The following is a 14,889-nucleotide window of genomic DNA, read 5'->3' as shown; positions in this document are numbered from 1 at the left end:
TTGAAACCTGAAACCTGAAACCTGAAACTTGGAACCTACTCCGCCTTCTTTTTGCCCTCGCCTTTGCCTTTCTTCGGCTCGTTGAGCGGCTTGTCGGGATCGTATTTCGGATTCGTCTCGGGGATCTGCGCTCCCGTGGCTTCAAGCCAGGCGTTCAGCTTGTCGCGGAGTTGCATCGCACGGATCGATTCGAACGGAGCCCGGTTGTCGGCCTCGCCGGCGTCGAGCTTGAGGTTGTAGAGTTCGACGTGTTTGTCCTCGTGGAAGAGGATCAGTTTCCAATCGCCTTCACGGATGGCGCTGTAAGGACGGGCGCTGCCAGGATGATAATGCGGGTAGTGCCAGTAGATCGCCTCACGGGCCAGCGTGTCGGTCTGGCCGAGCAGAGGCAGCAGCGACTCGCCATCGACGACCTGGCCTTCCTTCAGCGGCGTCTGCGTGGCGGCGAGCAGCGTGGGAACGTGGTCGTAAGTGATGACTGGCACGTCGCAGGTGGTGCCGGGTTTAACCAGCGCAGGCCAGGAAACGATCAGCGGCACGTGCACGCCACCCTCATAGGCGCTGCCTTTGCCGAGACGGGCCGGGCTGTTGTCCGTGGGGCCGCGTGTCCAGCCGTCCGGCCGCACGAGGTGGCTCAGGCCGCCGTTGTCGCTGGTGAAGACGAAGAGCGTGTTCTGGTCGAGGTTCAGCTCCTTCAATTTGGCCCGCAGCGTGCCGACGCTGTCGTCCACGCCCTGCACGAGCGCGGCATAAACCGGATTGCTGTGGCCGCCCGCCGCCGGTTTGGCTTGGTATTTCGCCACGACTTCCGGCTTGCCCATGATCGGCGTGTGGACGGCGTAGTGGGGCAGATAGACGAAAAAGGGCTTCGCCTGGTTCTTGTCGATGAACTTCACCGCCTCGGTCGTCAGGCGGTCCGGCAGGAACTCATCCTTCGGTCCGTCGGGCAGCGTGGCGATCTTGTAAGGCGAGAAGTAGCTCGGCGGCGATCCGGCATGCGTGCCGCCGATGTTGACGTCAAAGCCGTGTTTTGTCGGATAAAACGCATCCTCGCCGAGATGCCACTTGCCGATGCTCGCGGTGGCGTATCCACGTGTTTTGAGCCGTTCGGCGATCGTTTCCTCCTCCAAAGGCAGGTGCATCGTCCATTTCGGGATCACGAGGCGTCCGTTGTCCGGCACATGGCCGGCGATCCAGTCCGTGATGTGCAGGCGGGCAGGGGATTTCCCCGTCATCATGGCCGCACGCGTGGGCGAGCACACGGTGCAGGCGGAATAGGCCTGCGTGAAGCGCATGCCGTCCTTCGCCAGCTGGTCGATGTGCGGCGTCTCGTAGTACTTCGAGCCGTAGCAGCCGAGGTCCGTCCAGCCCATGTCATCGATGAGCATCACGATGATGTTTGGCGGCGCTCCCGTGGGCAAAGTCGGCACGACAGGCACTTTCACTGGCGCTGGTTGGATCGGCGGAAGCGGGGCATTCGAAGCTGGAGGCGAGGTCGCCGCGGAGACAGACCCAGGATCGGACGTCACAGGCTTCGGGGCGGGTGCAGGAGGTGATGGTGCGGCCGGAGGGGGCTGTGGAGCATCTGGCAAGCTTTGGGCGGACAAAAGTCCGGCGAGGCCAAGAATGGGAACGAGAAGTCGGTTCATGACGGCTGGGAAGAGATGAGACGGTGTCTCATTGTCTGTCGTGTTTACAAGAAGTTATCTTCTTGCTGGCCAAGTTTTGCGCCTCATTGACCAACCTTGGGCCGCTGCCTGGCCATTGATTGGCGTCCTGCACAACAACATCCACTGCGCATGAGCGACGACATCGACCCGTGATGCAGCCGAGTCGCGCGCCGAAACGACGACGTGCGTCAGGGTGTCTGCGTGGATCCCTTGGCTGTGGGTGTCTGGTTCCGCTGCTTCTGTTTGTCGCGGCGGGCTTGTCGGGTGACGTGGGCGGGCCGCTGCTCTGGCCGCTTCTGATTGTTTTCGGGGCCGTTGTGGGCGGAACCGTTGGAACAATCTGTGCCCCTCGCGAGAAGTCGAAAGCCCCTTGAAGTAGGAACGCCATGAAAGTTCCCGAACGGCAGAGGCTCTCGGCAAGATGCCAATCACCGGATCTTCGCGTCTGGGAGTTCGCTCTTCACGCCTTGGTCCACGGGCATCGTGTCGGTTTTGGCAGTCAATCCGGTCGCCTGCATGAGTTTCGTCAGCTCAGCCTGGAGTTCGGCGACTCTCCCGGCGAGCTTGGGATCGTTGATGAGGTTCCTGGTTTCGCCAGGGTCGTTGTTCAGGTCGTAAAGCTCGGCCAGATGCTTGTCCGGACTGCCATCGCCGTGCGGGTAATGGATGTACTTCCAGTCGTCGGTGCGCACGGCACGGACATTCGGCGTGTAGGGGAACTGCTTCTCGTAGTTGTAGTGGTAGAACCAGCTCGTGCGCCAGTCGGGATCGCCCGACTGCACGAGTTTCACCCACGACTTGCCGTGCGTTTTCTGCAAGGCGGGAGCGCCGCAGAGTTCCAGCATGCTGGCGGCCACATCGACGGTGAGAACCTGCTGCGGGACGACCTTGGACGCCTTCGCGAGGCCGGGATAACGCACCACCATCGGAATGCGCAGGCTGGGCTCATGCGCGGTGCGTTTGTCCACCATGCCGTGCTCGCCTTCGAGCAGGCCGTTGTCGCCCATGAAGACGATGATGGTGTTGTCGAGCTGCTTGGTCTCCTCCAGCCATTCGCGCAGGCGTGCGATGCTGTCATCCACGCTCAAAACGGTGCCCCAGTAGCCGTGGACCATGTTTTCGAAATCCCTCACCGCCTCCGGACGGTCATCCGGGAACTTTTTCCGCCACTCAAACAGCGGGCCGTAGATGCCGTGCCAGGTATAGAGGCGCTGCTTCATCCAGGCGGGCTTGTCATCAAGGTGGAAGGCGGTGGCAGGGTAGGGGACGCGCACGTCATCGAAAGCATGCTCATACTTCGGCTCCGGTGTGTAGAAGCTGTGCGGGGCCTTGTGGCCGATGAAGGCGCACCACGGTTTGTCCGGGCTCTGCTGCTTGAGCCAGTCCATCGCCAGATCAGTCACGACGGTGGTGTAGTAGCCCTTGATGACCTCGCGTTTTTTGCCGTTGAGGTTCCATTCGGTGTCGAAGTACTTGCCCTGGCCCTTGTGGGTCACAAAGACGTCGAATCCGGGACGCGGTTCGTCGTTGTTTTCGCCCATGTGGTACTTCCCGAAATAGGCTGTGGCGTAACCGCTGTCGTGCAGGATGCCGGGAAAGCTCGGCATCGACGCCGGATATTCGGTGAAGTTGTCGGTGACGCCGTGGGTGTGGGCGTAGAGCCCGCTGAGGATGGAGGCACGGCTGGGCGAGCAGAGTGACGTGGTGCAGAACGTGTTTGCGAAACGGACGCCCTCGCTGGCGAGGCGGTCGATGTGGGGCGTCTTGACGTGCTTCGACCCGTAGCAACCCAGCGCATCAGGCCGCAGGTCATCGCAGAGCACGAAGAGAACATTGGGCCGGGTCGCTGCGTGAAGCGAACTGATGAAAAGCAGGGAGATGATCGGTAGGAGACGAAGCATGGCGGATGGCTAACGAAGAAGCGCTTGCAGCTTTGTCAAAAAGGAAAGGCTTCGGTGCAGATGGCGTTTTTCATGACCCCATGACCAACCGCCGTCGCTTTCTCACCCAGTCCGTCGCCGCTTCCACCGGCGTTTTCTACATCGCCAAAACCTCCTGGGCGCAGAAGAGCCCGGGTGACACCATCAACATGGCCGTGATCGGCTTTGGCGGCCGGGGTGCCGGACACATCAGTGGCTACAAAGGCCTCAAGAACGAAGGCGTCCGGCTGGCTGCTCTCTGCGACGTGGACAGCAACGTGATGAGCAAGCACGTGCAGGCGCTGGACAAGGAAAAAATCAAGGTGACGCAATACACCGACATGCGGCGTGTGTTTGACGACAAGTCCATCGACGCCGTGAGCATCGCCACGCCGAATCACTGGCACGCGCTGGCCGCCATCTGGGCAATCCAGGCTGGCAAGGATGTCTATGTCGAGAAACCCGTGTCCCATTGCGTGTGGGAAGGCCGCCAGATCGTCAACGCGGCACGCAAGCACTCGAAGATCGTGCAAACCGGCACGCAGGCCCGTTCCAGCCGTGAAGGCCTGGCGGCGGCGGTGAAATACGTGCAGGATGGCAATCTCGGCAAAGTCCTTGTCTCCCGCGGACTTTGCTACAAGCGCCGCAACAGCATCGGCAAGACCGAGGGCGAGCAACCGGTGCCGGAAAGCGTCGAATACGACCTGTGGTGCGGACCGGGACCGAAGAAGCCACTCACCCGCAAGAAGCTGCACTACGACTGGCACTGGACCTGGGACTACGGCAATGGCGATCTCGGCAACCAGGGCATCCACCAGATGGACATTGCCCGCTGGTTCCTCGGTGAGATGGAGCTGTCTCCCACCGTGTGGAGCGTCGGTGGCCGTCTCGGCTATGAAGACGATGGCGAGACCGCGAACACGCAGATCATTTACCACGGCTACGAGAAGGCTCCGCTGATCTTTGAAGTGCGTGGTCTGCCGTCCGCGAAGGATGGCAAGGACATGGACAAGTACAAAGGCGCTGGTGTCGGCGTGATCGTCGAATGCGAAGGCGGCACCGTGGTCGTCAGCAGCTACAGCAGCGCCCAGGTGCTGGACAAGGACGGCAAGGAGATCAAGAAATTCTCTGGCAGCGAAGACCACTTCAAAAACTTCATCAACGCCTGCCGCAGCCGCCGCGTGGACGATCTGCACGCGGACATCCTGGAAGGTCATCTCTCCAGCGCTCTCTGCCACACCGGCAACATCAGCCATCGCCTCGGCGAGAAGCAGAACCCGGACGCGATTCTCGAAATGATCAAAGGTGACAGGTTTGCCGCGGAGACCTTTGAGCGCATGAAGGAGCATCTGGCGAAGAACGAGGTCGATCTGGCCAAGGACAAGCTCACCCTCGGCCCCGTTTTGAAGATGGATGGCAAAGCCGAGCGCTTCAGCGACAACGATGCCGCCAACGGCATGCTGAAAGACAAGTATCGCGAGCCCTTCGTGGTTCCGGAGATCAGTTGAGCCGCTGTGATGCGGTGAGGCAGGTCGGTCCGGCCTGCCTCATGCCGCGTTCAGCATCTCGGCACGGGAAAAATCGGCCACATCCATCTGCACGCGCGCCTTTCCGCCGACTTCGAGTTGAAACTCGGGAGCGTCCTTGGAGATGAAACCGAAGACGATCTTGCCATTGGGCAGCGAGGCATGGCAGGTGCGCGGGCTGAGCACCTCCTGGATCGTGATTGTCGTTTCGATCTTCTGGGGAATCTCCATCATGGCTTCACAGGAATCGCCTTCATCGCGGGTGGTTCATGGTTGACCGGAGCCTTGCGTTTCCAGTCGATCTTCGCCGATTGAAAGTGGCTGCGTGCCTGAATCACGTCCACGGCACGTTGCAGCACGGTGTCCGACGGTTTCGGCGCATCCTCAGGCAGTGGTTCGCCGGCTGAGCGGCGGATGTAAGTCTCGAGCTCGGGATTTTTTTCGGCCACGAGCGCCGCTTCGTTGAAGCGGGACCTCGGGCGGTCGGTGATGGTGCTTTTCACGTCCTTTTCGCGACTTGCCTCGAAGGCGAGGCGTTTGGCCGTGGGCGTCATGGCGACTGCGAAATCCGGTTTCAAGCCCTTCTTGAACACGGAGCTGTCGTCAGCCAGCAACACCTCGGCACGGGCGAAGCGCAGCGACCATTCGGCATCCACCGGCACCGTCTCGTAGCGCACGGCTCCGCCGCGTGTGGCCGTGCCGATCAAGAGCGCCTGTTTCCGCTGCCGCAGCACGGCGGCGATCGTTTCGCCGAGGTTGTTCGTCTCATCGTCCACCAGGACGAGCAGCGGCTGCGTCCAAAGCGGATCGCGACGGTTGACTTCACTCTCCGCTGAATTCTGACCCATCTGCTTCATCTTGAAGAGTGTCTCGCCCTTGGGCACAAACAGGCTCAGCAAGGCGGCTGCTTCATCAAAATCACCCGGAGGCGCTGGTGTGCGCAGATCAAGGATGAGATGCGTCACCTTGGCTTCGGCAAACTGGCGCAACTGCTGCTCCACTTCGGTCACTTCCTGGTTCGTGATCGCCTGCGGGCGCAGATAGGCGATCTGCGGCGTGAGCAGCTCTGCCTGCACGCCTTTGAGCGCGTTCGGCACAGATTCGAGCTTCTTCGGAATCAACTCCGCGCCGAAATCGAGCCGCTGCAGCAGTCCGGCCAGGGCGGCCCGGTTCAAAACATCGAAGGTGAGGTCGTTGCTGCGGATGTACTCCTTCTGCAGGATGCGGAACGCCGTCTGGATGCCCGCCTGGCTGATGTCCTGCGATTCCGGGCCGCTGGCGGCGAATCCGGAGGTCGTGAGGATCAAAATGGCGGCGGCGCTTCTCATGCGGGGGTCTGCTGGAGATGATTGAGAGCATGAACGACACCCGCGCCAGCACTTTGCCACGCGAAATGCTGTGCGATCGCCCGGCTCACGAACTGCTTCGCCTCGGCCACCGCGTCATTCAGAGTCATGCCGCGAGCCAGACAGGTGGCGATGGCGGCCGAATACGTGCAACCCGTGCCATGAGTGTGGACACCGGCCGTTCGCGGCGCCGTGTGCCAGGTGATGGATTCGGCATGACAAAGCACGTCTGCCGCCTCGCCTCGCAAATGGCCGCCTTTGACCAGCACGGCGGTGCCAAAACGTGCGCTCAGCTTCCGGGCGCAGGCTTCCATGTCCTCCACCGTCGTCACGTCGCGATCCCACAGCACCCGGGCCTCATCCATGTTCGGCGTGATCAAGGTCGCCAGAGGGAGCAATTCGTCGATCAAGGTGCGCACGGCTTCGTCTTCCAGCAGTTTGCCGCCGCTCGTGGCCACCATGACCGGATCGACGACGAGCGGGATGCGGCCCTGGGCGTGCTGTTTCCACGTCCGCGTCACCGCCAGCACCTGTTCACGGCCGCCGAGCATGCCGGTCTTCGCCGCGGCCACGGGAAAGCCTTCAAACAGCACCCGCATCTGATCGGCGATGAAATCCGCGTCCAGCAGCCGCACCTGCGACACGATGCCGGGCGTTTCCGACACGACGCTGGTCAGCGCATTCAAGCCGTAGCCGCAGAGTGCTGAGATCGCCTTCAAGTCGGCCTGAACACCCGCTCCGGCGGAGGAATCTGAACCTGCGATGGTGAGAACGACGGGGGGAGATGACATTCTCGCGACAGTAGGAGGCCATCGCGCTTTTTGCCAGTTCGAGCATCGCATTTTGACGGCCCGGCGGATGTGTCGCACGGGCACGGTGGAGCTGGATTTCTGCAAAGCCTTGCTTGTAGGCATTTCGCCATGAATTAACATGCCACATGCATTTTGACCCGCTGCCAGGACTCACAGTCAAGGTGGACAGCATCGCCTACGACCCCACCCGGCCTGCTCCACCGGAACGTCCGCACCCCTTTGTGTATCACCTGTCGATCCACAACGGCTCGGAGGAGACGGTGCGCATCTTCGGCCGCAAATGGATCGTGCGTGACACCGATGGCGACACGATGGTGGTGGAAGGCGACGGCGTGGTCGGCCAGTTCCCGAATCTCTCGCCCGGCGAGACCTTCAGCTACAACTCCTACCACGTGATCAAGACCGAGAGCACTGCCACCGGTTCCTTCTTCGGCACCACGCTCGACGGTCGCGGCGTCTTCACGCGCATCCCTGCGTTTGATATGCAGCCGCCGATGATGGTGTGAGTCACTCCTTTTCGCACACGATGCGAAACCCGACACTGTCGAGTCGCACGTTGTAGGGATCCGGGCCGCGAAACGACGCCAGCAGACGCTTTTCCCCACCGGCACGGAAGGAACCGCCTCGGACGATGCGCAGGGTGTTCTTCGGCGGGTCATACCACCCGTCCACCCACTCCCAGACGTTGCCGGCGAAGTCGAACAGGCCGTTCGCATCGGCCGGATAACTGCCCGCAGGGGCCGTGTCGGCATGACCGTCGTCGATTTCGAGCCACTTCGCGTCGTAGGTGGCGCGATACTTTTTGCCGAAGGCCTCGTCGCAGAAATTGCCGACATCCTTGGCCAGGGGGCGCTGTCCCCAGTGGAAATGTCCGGTGCTTGGCGGCTGCAGCATCGGTGAAACGTCCTGGTTCTCCTTCAGACCCGCCAGCACGCTCCATTCGGCATCGGAGAGGAGACGATACTTGCGCCCCTCCTTCTGCCCCAGCCACTGGCAAAACGCCTTCGCGTCCTGCCAGCTCACGTTCACAGCCGGATGATCGGCCGTTTGCGGGAACTCAGGCTTCGGCCACTCGGTGTTTGTCGCCGTGACGAAGGTCTGGTAGTCCTTCACTCGCGTCTCGAACCGGCAGACCAGCGCGTTGATGCTCGCCACACGCACAAACGGCATCTCCAGGCTGTTCGTGAACGCTGTTTCGATCTTCGCGGGCTGTGCATTGACGAAGAAAGCGAGGCTCAAAACCAGCACGCAGCAGCCGGCGGCAAACACCGGTCGCAACATGCCGCCCTGTAGCGCGGAATTCCGATTCCGCGGAGGGTGCGTCGCGGAATCGGAATTCCGCGCTACAACATCGGCAGCAACGCTCATCTCGTCGGAGCAGGCTTCCATTCCCAGTTTTCGCCGAAGAAACCGGCATCCGCGACTCCGCCCGGGGCCTGGCTGGTCTTCGGCTTGGTGACATCGATCACCGCCCAGTCCGGCAGCTTGGCGACCTGACGGGCGTTGTTGAGGTAATCATACTCGCGATAGGTGAAGCTGCTGTTGATCACCACATACTTCGCCGGATTGAGCGGGTTTGGGTAGATCAGCACAGGCGCGTTCGTCGCTGCATCATACGTCTTGCCGTTGGCCACGAGCTTGTCCTTCGACCACTGGATCGGCAGTTTGTCGGCAATCTTTGCGAGAACGGCATTGCTCTGCGGATCGCCCCACAGCACGAGGTTGTTGGCGGCGATGTCGGCGTCGTTGACGGCAGCATCGTCTTTGGTCGGCGCATCGCCACGGAATTGCCTGCGCCACTCGAATTGCGCACGTTCGAGCTCGGCTTTGGCCCAGGAATCGACCTTTTCGCTCAGTCCGGCCTTCGTCGGCTTCACAAAGAGGAACTTGTCCATGAAGGCGTCGTCGATCGGGCCTTGCAGCCCGTGCTTCTTCACGAGTTTTTCCGCTTCCTCGTTGCCCAGCGTCTGCACCCACTTGCTGTTCTTGAGCTGGAAATGCACCTGCCAGGAACGGTCCAGCTTTGGACGCGTGACTTCAATCACCTGGCCATCGATGACGACCGTCGGCTTCACCAGCAGCGACAGCGGGCAATGACCGCTGGCCATGTCGAGCGTGAAAGCGGTGATGTTTTGCAGCTTGATCGTGACTTCTGACGATCCGGTGACGCGTGCATGGATGCGGCCACGCACCCAATGCTCCTGCAAAGCGTCCACGACGACCCAGTGCATGCGGTTGTAGCGCAGGAACCAGGTCGAGAGATGCACCTCAGTCGGCGCACGCACACGCCCGAGAGCGGCAATGCTCGCGAGGCGCTTTTCGATCTCGATCAGCGAGTCGGGATGAATCTTGTGCGCGGTTTGCGGGCCGATGATGTGCAGAAGATCGACGTTTTCGCCCCGCAGCGCTTTCTCCATCATGTCGGCAGCCTGCTTCTGTTTGTCGATCTCGCCGCTGTAGGCCACCGTCGGGCAGTTTTCGAGGTTCAGCGCGTTGTCCGTGGCGTTGTACCAATGCCAGAGCTTCTTCTGATACCAAGGAGCGCCACTGACATCCTCCGCCTGGAATCCGCCGAGGAACTCCGGTGTCTCGGAGAAACCGGCGCCCGGATTCGCCGCGCACCATTTCTCCGCGTAGTTCACCGCGAACTGCCACGCTGCCGCACCGCCCATGCTGAAGCCGCGCACGATCACGCGGTCTTCATCGATGGCGTAGAACTTGTTCGCGTGATCGATGGCTTCGAGCAGATCGATCTCTCCCGCGAACTTGTTCGCGCAGCAATAGCGGCCATACGGGTGCAGCACGAGAGCGCCTTTGGGCGAGATCTGGCCGGTTTGTTTGCGGCGTTGATCAAGGAAACCAAGCTCGCTCAAGGTTTCGCCGCGTCCGTGGCACCAGATGTCGAGACGCGACGGAGCGCCGACGTAGCTTTCGGGAATCACCATGCCATAGGGCTGCACGGAGCCGTCGATCTTCGAGCGATAGCCGCGCACCACGAGACCTTTCTGCTTCGTCCATGGCGTCTGGCCGTTTTTGAACTGCTCGGCGCGTTGCAGGCCTTCCGCGATCAATTCGTCACCGCTTTTCAGCTCGGTGAGCTTGTGAACCTCGTTGTAGCGCAGCGCCCAATCGACCGCCTTGTGGTAGATCTCCAGATCCGGCAGCAAATCGGCCAGCAGCGGATGTTTCGCCTGCGCTTTGGCAGCATCGTCGATGGCTGCGCGCAGCTTTTTCAAGCCTTCCGTGAGTCTGGCTCGATCTGCATCCGGAACTGCGACTCCTGGAGGCGGAACCGGCCGCACGTTGTCGGCGAGGTTGTCTTTGGGACCATCCGCGAAGACGGAGGAAACGAGAATGAAGGGGAGAACGAGACGCTTCATGGTTGGATCGAAGAAGAAGGGGCGGAAAGGTTATTTCTTGCGCTTGGCTTTGGGTTTCTCAGCCGAGAGCAGCGGGATATTGTGAATCTCAAAAGGTGAGCTGGTGGCGCTGTCGAACTCGGCGGCGGCTTCGAGACCTGCACGGGCAATTTCCTCCGCTGTCTTGCCTTTGTCATAGGCCGTTTGCATCGCGCCGAGCGCGTAGTCCCGTCCGGAGCCTGCGGCCCAGAATTTGTGGAACTGCTGCGCGGAGCGATACGAGTAGATCGCGAAGATGCCGTGCGGGTTGGCCATCAGCCCATAAAACTGCGTCGTTTCGTATTCCTCCCCCTTGTCCGGCATCGCAGCCATGAAATACTCGGCTTTCAGCCAGTGATGCGCGTGGCGGAAGGTTTCAAAGATCGTTTCGCACGAGGAAAAGTCGCGCGGGCGCTCCGGATTGGCGAAGTAGCTGTTCATCACCACCAAACTGGCTGACGTGCCAGTGAGACCGATGAAGGTGTCGCCGACCTTGGTGATCTTCGTCTTGTTCACGACATGCTGTGCTTTCTGCCGCAGCGAGCCAAGACAACTGAGCGTGTCAGCGCCGATGCAGGCGACGCCGTTTTTCTGGGTGACAACGATGGTGGACATGAGGGCCGCATGACTAGCGGGGGCCTGGCGGTGGCGCAAGCAGGTCAATCACAGGACAGACATGGCCGGTCAGGTCGTGTTCCTGTCCAGGAATAGGCGTGTGGAGGATCAATTCCGGCTTTGGCCGCTCATCCTTCTTTGCGAGCGACCAGCTCAAACCTTTGCAGAATCGCGATGTCCACTCGCCACGATGCAGCAGCGTGTCCGCGGCTCCGTGACGCAGCCAGGAGAAGATTTTCTTGTGGCTGAGCGCCAGTCTGAGAGCGTCAAGGTCGTCCGTGATGCTGATGAGATGCATCGGCCGTACCGGCTGCTTCTGCACTGCGGCTTCATACCCTAGAATGGCGGAGATAGCGGCTGCGCCTGCACCAAGACCGACATCCCAGACAATGAGCGGCTCCTGGGTCTTCTCGTGAATCAGTTTTGCCAGCTCCGGCAGGCTGTCCTGAATCGCAGTCGGAATGATCTCACCGGAGTCGATCAATCGGATCGACGAACCATGCAATTCGTAACGGCCAATTTCACTCACCGTGGAGCTTTGACCGCGTTTCGGCGGCTTCACCGGATGATCGAGATCCTCTTCGGCCAGGATCGCCCGCTTCTCGTGGTAGAGCGGCAGGAAGCGGTCCTCAAGAATGCTCGCACGGATCTCGCGCATGAGCTGGTGGTAGAAGTGGATGTTGTGCTGGCCGATGAGCGTCCAGCCGAGCGTCTCCTGCGTCTTCGTGAGATGATGCAAATAGGCCCGTGAGTGCGTGGCGCACACCGGGCAGGTGCAGGCGGCATCCAGCGGCGCATCGGCGAATTTATACACGCTGCGCCGCAACTCGACGATGCCGCGTGAGGTGAAGGCCGTGCCGCGTTTCGCCACCTGTGTGGGGATGATGCAGTCAAACATGTCCATCCCGCGATGCACAGCCTCAAGCAGGTCGATTGGCATGCCCACGCCCATCAGATAACGCGGCCGATCCTCCGGCAGCATCGCGGCGGTGAGCTCGCACACGTCCTCGCGCTGATGTTTTTCCTCACCCACGGCCAGTCCACCAATGGCGAAGCCATCAAATGGCATCGGGACCAGCCCGGCGGCGCTCTCCTTCCGTAAATGCGGATACAACGCGCCCTGCACGATGGCGAAAAGCGACTGCGGCGAGTCCTCTCGTGCCGCGAGACTGCGGGCGGCCCAGCGTTGCGTGACCTGCAGGGCCTTCCGCGCCGTCTTTTCATCCGCCGTGCTCGGAATGCACTGGTCGAGCACCATCATGATGTCGCTGCCGATGCTGCGCTGCGTTTGAATGCTCAGCTCCGGGCTCAGCAGGATGCGGCGGTTATCGACATAACTTTGAAACACCGCGCCTTTCTCCGTCATCGACCGCGAATGCGGCAGCGAGAAAATTTGGTAGCCACCCGAGTCCGTGAGCACCGAGCCGGGCCATTTCATGAAGCGATGAATTCCACCCATCTTCTCAAACACCTCCGGCCCCGGCCGCAGCAGCAGGTGGTAGGTGTTCGCCAGCAAAATCTGCGATCCCGATGCCGCCAGCGACTCCGGCGTCTGCGCCTTCACCGTCGCCTGGGTGCCCACCGGCATGAACAGCGGCGTCTGAATCACCCCATGCAACGTCCGAAACGTCGCCGCCCGTGCCCGCGAGCCGCTGGCACGCGCTTGAAGCTGGAAATCGAGACGGGAGGGAGGCATCAAGGCAGGAGCTCCGACACCTTCAGCTTCAGCGGCTTCAGCGTAGCACTTTGAACGGTCTCTTTTTCCTCGTGAATGCGATGATCGAGGTAGTCACCACCTTTCGGACGGGCAAAGACATGCAGCACTCGCGCATTCAAATCGACCACCCAGTATTCCGGAATGCCCGCGGCGGCATAGAGGTGCTTCTTGCGACCGAGATCCTCTCGCAAGGAGGAATTGGAGACCTCAATGATGAGCAGGGTGTCATCCGCGCTTGGATGACAGTCCTTGTAGGATTTCTGGCGCACAACCGCCAGGTCTGGCATCGGCTCGCTTCGGCTATCCAAGCGCACGGGGTGTTGGCAGCGGACACGAAACTCTGAGCCGAGCTTCTTCTGTATTTTTTGTTGAGTGTTGTCCGTGCTTTCGGCGTGTCCTGGATCAATGGGCGGCATCATGATGATTTCTCCTTGGATGAGCTCCACGCGGTCGTCTTCCTTGAGGATGCCGATCTCGCCGAGGCGGTAGTAATCCTTCACCGTGAAGCGAAAGGGCTGCGGCGGCGGGATGGGACGCGACTCCTGCTGCGCGACACCAGTCTGGCGCGACCTCGGCGAAGCACTGCGCCGGGCGGTTTTCACGGATTTGGAAGCTAGGGCGACCATGATGGGGCGAACGTATGACTCGCGAGGCAAATGACAAGCCTCTCCTTGCTCATCAGCCACGGCGAATCTCCGAGCCTTTGAACTGCACGGCGATGCGGAAGACTTTTTTCTTCCGGCACTCGATCTTGCCGGTTTGAAGGTCGAAGCGGTCGGGGATCTCGATGACGTGGAGATCGGTCTTGGCGTGGAAGCCGCGTTCGGAGAAGATGTCGATGAGGATGGCGAGGGCTTCGGGGTCGTGGAAGAGCTTGTCCTCGGTGTTGATGTCGGCGCGGCCGGAGATGGCGTGGCGGACGATGATGGGCATCATCTTTTTCTCAATGAAGCTAACGACGTCCTGCATGAGCTCGGGTTTTTCGACCTTGTAGGCATCGAGGCGGCGCACGAGGTCTTGCCGCGCGTGGCGGATGATCTCGCTGGCGAGCGGGAGCTTGCGCAGGAGGTCGAAGGTGCGCGGATCGAGCTCGAGGGAGCTTTGGTATTCGAGCTCCTTGATGATGTTTTCCTGCACCACCTCGAGCGGCACCTGCGCATTGATGAAGTGGTAGTGGAAGATCTCCTTCAGCGAGACGAGCGCGTCGTAGGTCTTCTCTTTGAAGACTTTGTAGCGATTGCGAGCGAGTGCGGGATCGAAGTCGGTGGCGCGTTCTTCCCAAAGCTCGCCGAGGCCGGAGCTGCGCACCTCGGCGTTGTGGGCGAGCACTTCCTGGCCGCGCTTGAGCTGCCGGGCGATGCTTTCGGCCTCATCGACAAAGAGCACCATGATGTGGAAGATGGGCTGCTTGAAGTGCGCCGCGTCCGGTGTGTCGAGGAAGTCGCGGCGCAGGCGCACCATTTTGTCGAAGAGCATCTTGAGGCACTCGACCTGCACCTTGGTGCGTGGGAAACCGTCGAGGATGGCGCCGTTTTGCTGCTCGGGCTCGAGCAGCTTGCGCATGAGGATGCCCACGACCTCGCGATCTCCCACCATGCCGCCGCGTGCTTTGATCTCGCGGGCCTCCGGTGTGTCGAGCAAGGCGCTGACGACGATGGGCTGCGCATCAATGCCGCGCACTTTGCGGATGAAGTCCGTGTTCGTGCCCTTGCCCGCGCCCGGCGCACCACCGAGCAGGATCAGCTCCTTCGGGAAGCGCAGTTTTTCGCGACCGTAATCGGCTTCGAGCTGCTTCCAGACATGGTTGAAGATGAGCTGGGCGTCTTTGATCTCCAAATCCGCGGGGACGACGGGTTTGGGAGAGGTTTCGGGGGCGGTTGATGACA

The 14,889-nt window shown here is 61.0% G+C and carries 13 protein-coding genes; 2 read left to right on the top strand and 11 right to left on the bottom strand.

Annotated elements, in window-relative coordinates; genetic code table 11:
- Positions 1–35: 35 nt before the first annotated feature.
- Together IAE77_RS04695 and IAE77_RS04690 are read right to left on the bottom strand one after the other, a co-directional pair.
- On the bottom strand, positions 36–1,430 hold the full coding sequence (locus tag IAE77_RS04695) for a sulfatase (protein ID WP_294222578.1): 1,395 nt from the start codon (positions 1,428–1,430) through the stop codon (positions 36–38).
- Between the two features lie 668 nt (positions 1,431–2,098).
- Complete coding sequence (locus IAE77_RS04690; protein WP_294222575.1) at positions 2,099–3,571, bottom strand: sulfatase; 1,473 nt, start codon at positions 3,569–3,571, stop codon at positions 2,099–2,101.
- An 80-nt stretch (positions 3,572–3,651) separates the two neighbouring features.
- On the opposite strand from IAE77_RS04690, the gene IAE77_RS04685 reads away from it, so the two are divergent.
- Positions 3,652–5,097 (top strand): Gfo/Idh/MocA family oxidoreductase, encoded by a 1,446-nt coding sequence (locus tag IAE77_RS04685; protein ID WP_294222573.1) that lies wholly within the window; start codon positions 3,652–3,654, stop codon positions 5,095–5,097.
- A gap of 39 nt (positions 5,098–5,136) precedes the next feature.
- Here IAE77_RS04685 and IAE77_RS04680 read toward each other — a convergent pair whose 3' ends face one another.
- Genes IAE77_RS04680 through thiD form a run of 3 tightly spaced genes read right to left on the bottom strand, consistent with a single transcriptional unit; the run spans position 5,137 to position 7,252 of the window.
- A complete protein-coding gene (locus IAE77_RS04680) occupies positions 5,137–5,349 on the bottom strand; it encodes a hypothetical protein (protein ID WP_294222570.1) in 213 nt (70 codons plus the stop codon).
- Positions 5,346–6,443, bottom strand: a complete 1,098-nt coding sequence (locus IAE77_RS04675; protein WP_294222568.1) for a S41 family peptidase — start codon at positions 6,441–6,443, stop codon at positions 5,346–5,348. The genes IAE77_RS04680 and IAE77_RS04675 overlap by 4 nt, the downstream gene beginning before the upstream one ends.
- On the bottom strand, positions 6,440–7,252 hold the full coding sequence (thiD, locus tag IAE77_RS04670; RefSeq protein WP_294222564.1) for a bifunctional hydroxymethylpyrimidine kinase/phosphomethylpyrimidine kinase: 813 nt from the start codon (positions 7,250–7,252) through the stop codon (positions 6,440–6,442). The genes IAE77_RS04675 and thiD overlap by 4 nt, the downstream gene beginning before the upstream one ends.
- 146 nt (positions 7,253–7,398) lie before the next feature.
- Between thiD and IAE77_RS04665 the strand changes: the two genes are divergently transcribed.
- Entirely contained in the window at positions 7,399–7,779 is a 381-nt protein-coding gene (locus tag IAE77_RS04665) for an ApaG domain (RefSeq protein WP_294222560.1), read from the top strand.
- Position 7,780: 1 nt separating this feature from the next.
- Here the strand turns inward: IAE77_RS04665 and IAE77_RS04660 are convergent, their stop codons facing one another.
- From IAE77_RS04660 to IAE77_RS04635, 6 genes are all read right to left on the bottom strand, one after another.
- Positions 7,781–8,554 carry an SUMF1/EgtB/PvdO family nonheme iron enzyme gene (locus tag IAE77_RS04660; RefSeq protein WP_294222558.1) on the bottom strand — a complete coding sequence of 258 codons (774 nt, stop codon included), beginning with the start codon at positions 8,552–8,554 and terminating at the stop codon, positions 7,781–7,783.
- 83 nt (positions 8,555–8,637) lie between these two features.
- Entirely contained in the window at positions 8,638–10,653 is a 2,016-nt protein-coding gene (locus IAE77_RS04655) for a prolyl oligopeptidase family serine peptidase (RefSeq protein WP_294222555.1), read from the bottom strand.
- Between the two features lie 30 nt (positions 10,654–10,683).
- Positions 10,684–11,286: a hypothetical protein gene (locus IAE77_RS04650; RefSeq protein WP_294222552.1), complete on the bottom strand. Its 603-nt coding sequence runs from the start codon at positions 11,284–11,286 to the stop codon at positions 10,684–10,686.
- A 13-nt stretch (positions 11,287–11,299) separates the two neighbouring features.
- The gene (gene tgt / locus IAE77_RS04645; protein ID WP_294222656.1) at positions 11,300–12,982 is read right to left on the bottom strand and encodes a tRNA guanosine(34) transglycosylase Tgt; all 1,683 of its coding nucleotides are present in this window, start codon (positions 12,980–12,982) and stop codon (positions 11,300–11,302) included.
- On the bottom strand, positions 12,982–13,629 hold the full coding sequence (locus IAE77_RS04640; RefSeq protein ID WP_294222550.1) for a Uma2 family endonuclease: 648 nt from the start codon (positions 13,627–13,629) through the stop codon (positions 12,982–12,984). Before IAE77_RS04640 ends, tgt begins: the two co-directional genes overlap by 1 nt.
- A 52-nt stretch (positions 13,630–13,681) precedes the next feature.
- A complete protein-coding gene (locus tag IAE77_RS04635) occupies positions 13,682–14,839 on the bottom strand; it encodes a nucleoside monophosphate kinase (RefSeq protein WP_345780960.1) in 1,158 nt (385 codons plus the stop codon).
- Positions 14,840–14,889: the final 50 nt, after the last annotated feature.

It is taken from the genome of Prosthecobacter sp. (assembly GCF_014879935.1).
Lineage (GTDB): Bacteria > Verrucomicrobiota > Verrucomicrobiia > Verrucomicrobiales > Verrucomicrobiaceae > Prosthecobacter.
This window is presented reverse-complemented; position numbering and strand designations above follow the sequence as displayed.

What these genes read in the sequence shown, in the direction of transcription:
- IAE77_RS04690 (WP_294222575.1), bottom strand. Translation starts at nt 3,571, where the DNA reads ATGCTTCGTCTCCTACCGATCATCTCCCTGCTTTTCATCAGTTCGCTT.
- IAE77_RS04685 (WP_294222573.1), top strand. Translation starts at nt 3,652, where the DNA reads ATGACCAACCGCCGTCGCTTTCTCACCCAGTCCGTCGCCGCTTCCACC.
- IAE77_RS04680 (WP_294222570.1), bottom strand. Translation starts at nt 5,349, where the DNA reads ATGATGGAGATTCCCCAGAAGATCGAAACGACAATCACGATCCAGGAG.
- IAE77_RS04675 (WP_294222568.1), bottom strand. Translation starts at nt 6,443, where the DNA reads ATGAGAAGCGCCGCCGCCATTTTGATCCTCACGACCTCCGGATTCGCC.
- thiD (WP_294222564.1), bottom strand. Translation starts at nt 7,252, where the DNA reads ATGTCATCTCCCCCCGTCGTTCTCACCATCGCAGGTTCAGATTCCTCC.
- IAE77_RS04665 (WP_294222560.1), top strand. Translation starts at nt 7,399, where the DNA reads ATGCATTTTGACCCGCTGCCAGGACTCACAGTCAAGGTGGACAGCATC.
- IAE77_RS04660 (WP_294222558.1), bottom strand. Translation starts at nt 8,554, where the DNA reads ATGTTGCGACCGGTGTTTGCCGCCGGCTGCTGCGTGCTGGTTTTGAGC.
- IAE77_RS04655 (WP_294222555.1), bottom strand. Translation starts at nt 10,653, where the DNA reads ATGAAGCGTCTCGTTCTCCCCTTCATTCTCGTTTCCTCCGTCTTCGCG.
- IAE77_RS04650 (WP_294222552.1), bottom strand. Translation starts at nt 11,286, where the DNA reads ATGTCCACCATCGTTGTCACCCAGAAAAACGGCGTCGCCTGCATCGGC.
- tgt (WP_294222656.1), bottom strand. Translation starts at nt 12,982, where the DNA reads ATGCCTCCCTCCCGTCTCGATTTCCAGCTTCAAGCGCGTGCCAGCGGC.
- IAE77_RS04640 (WP_294222550.1), bottom strand. Translation starts at nt 13,629, where the DNA reads ATGGTCGCCCTAGCTTCCAAATCCGTGAAAACCGCCCGGCGCAGTGCT.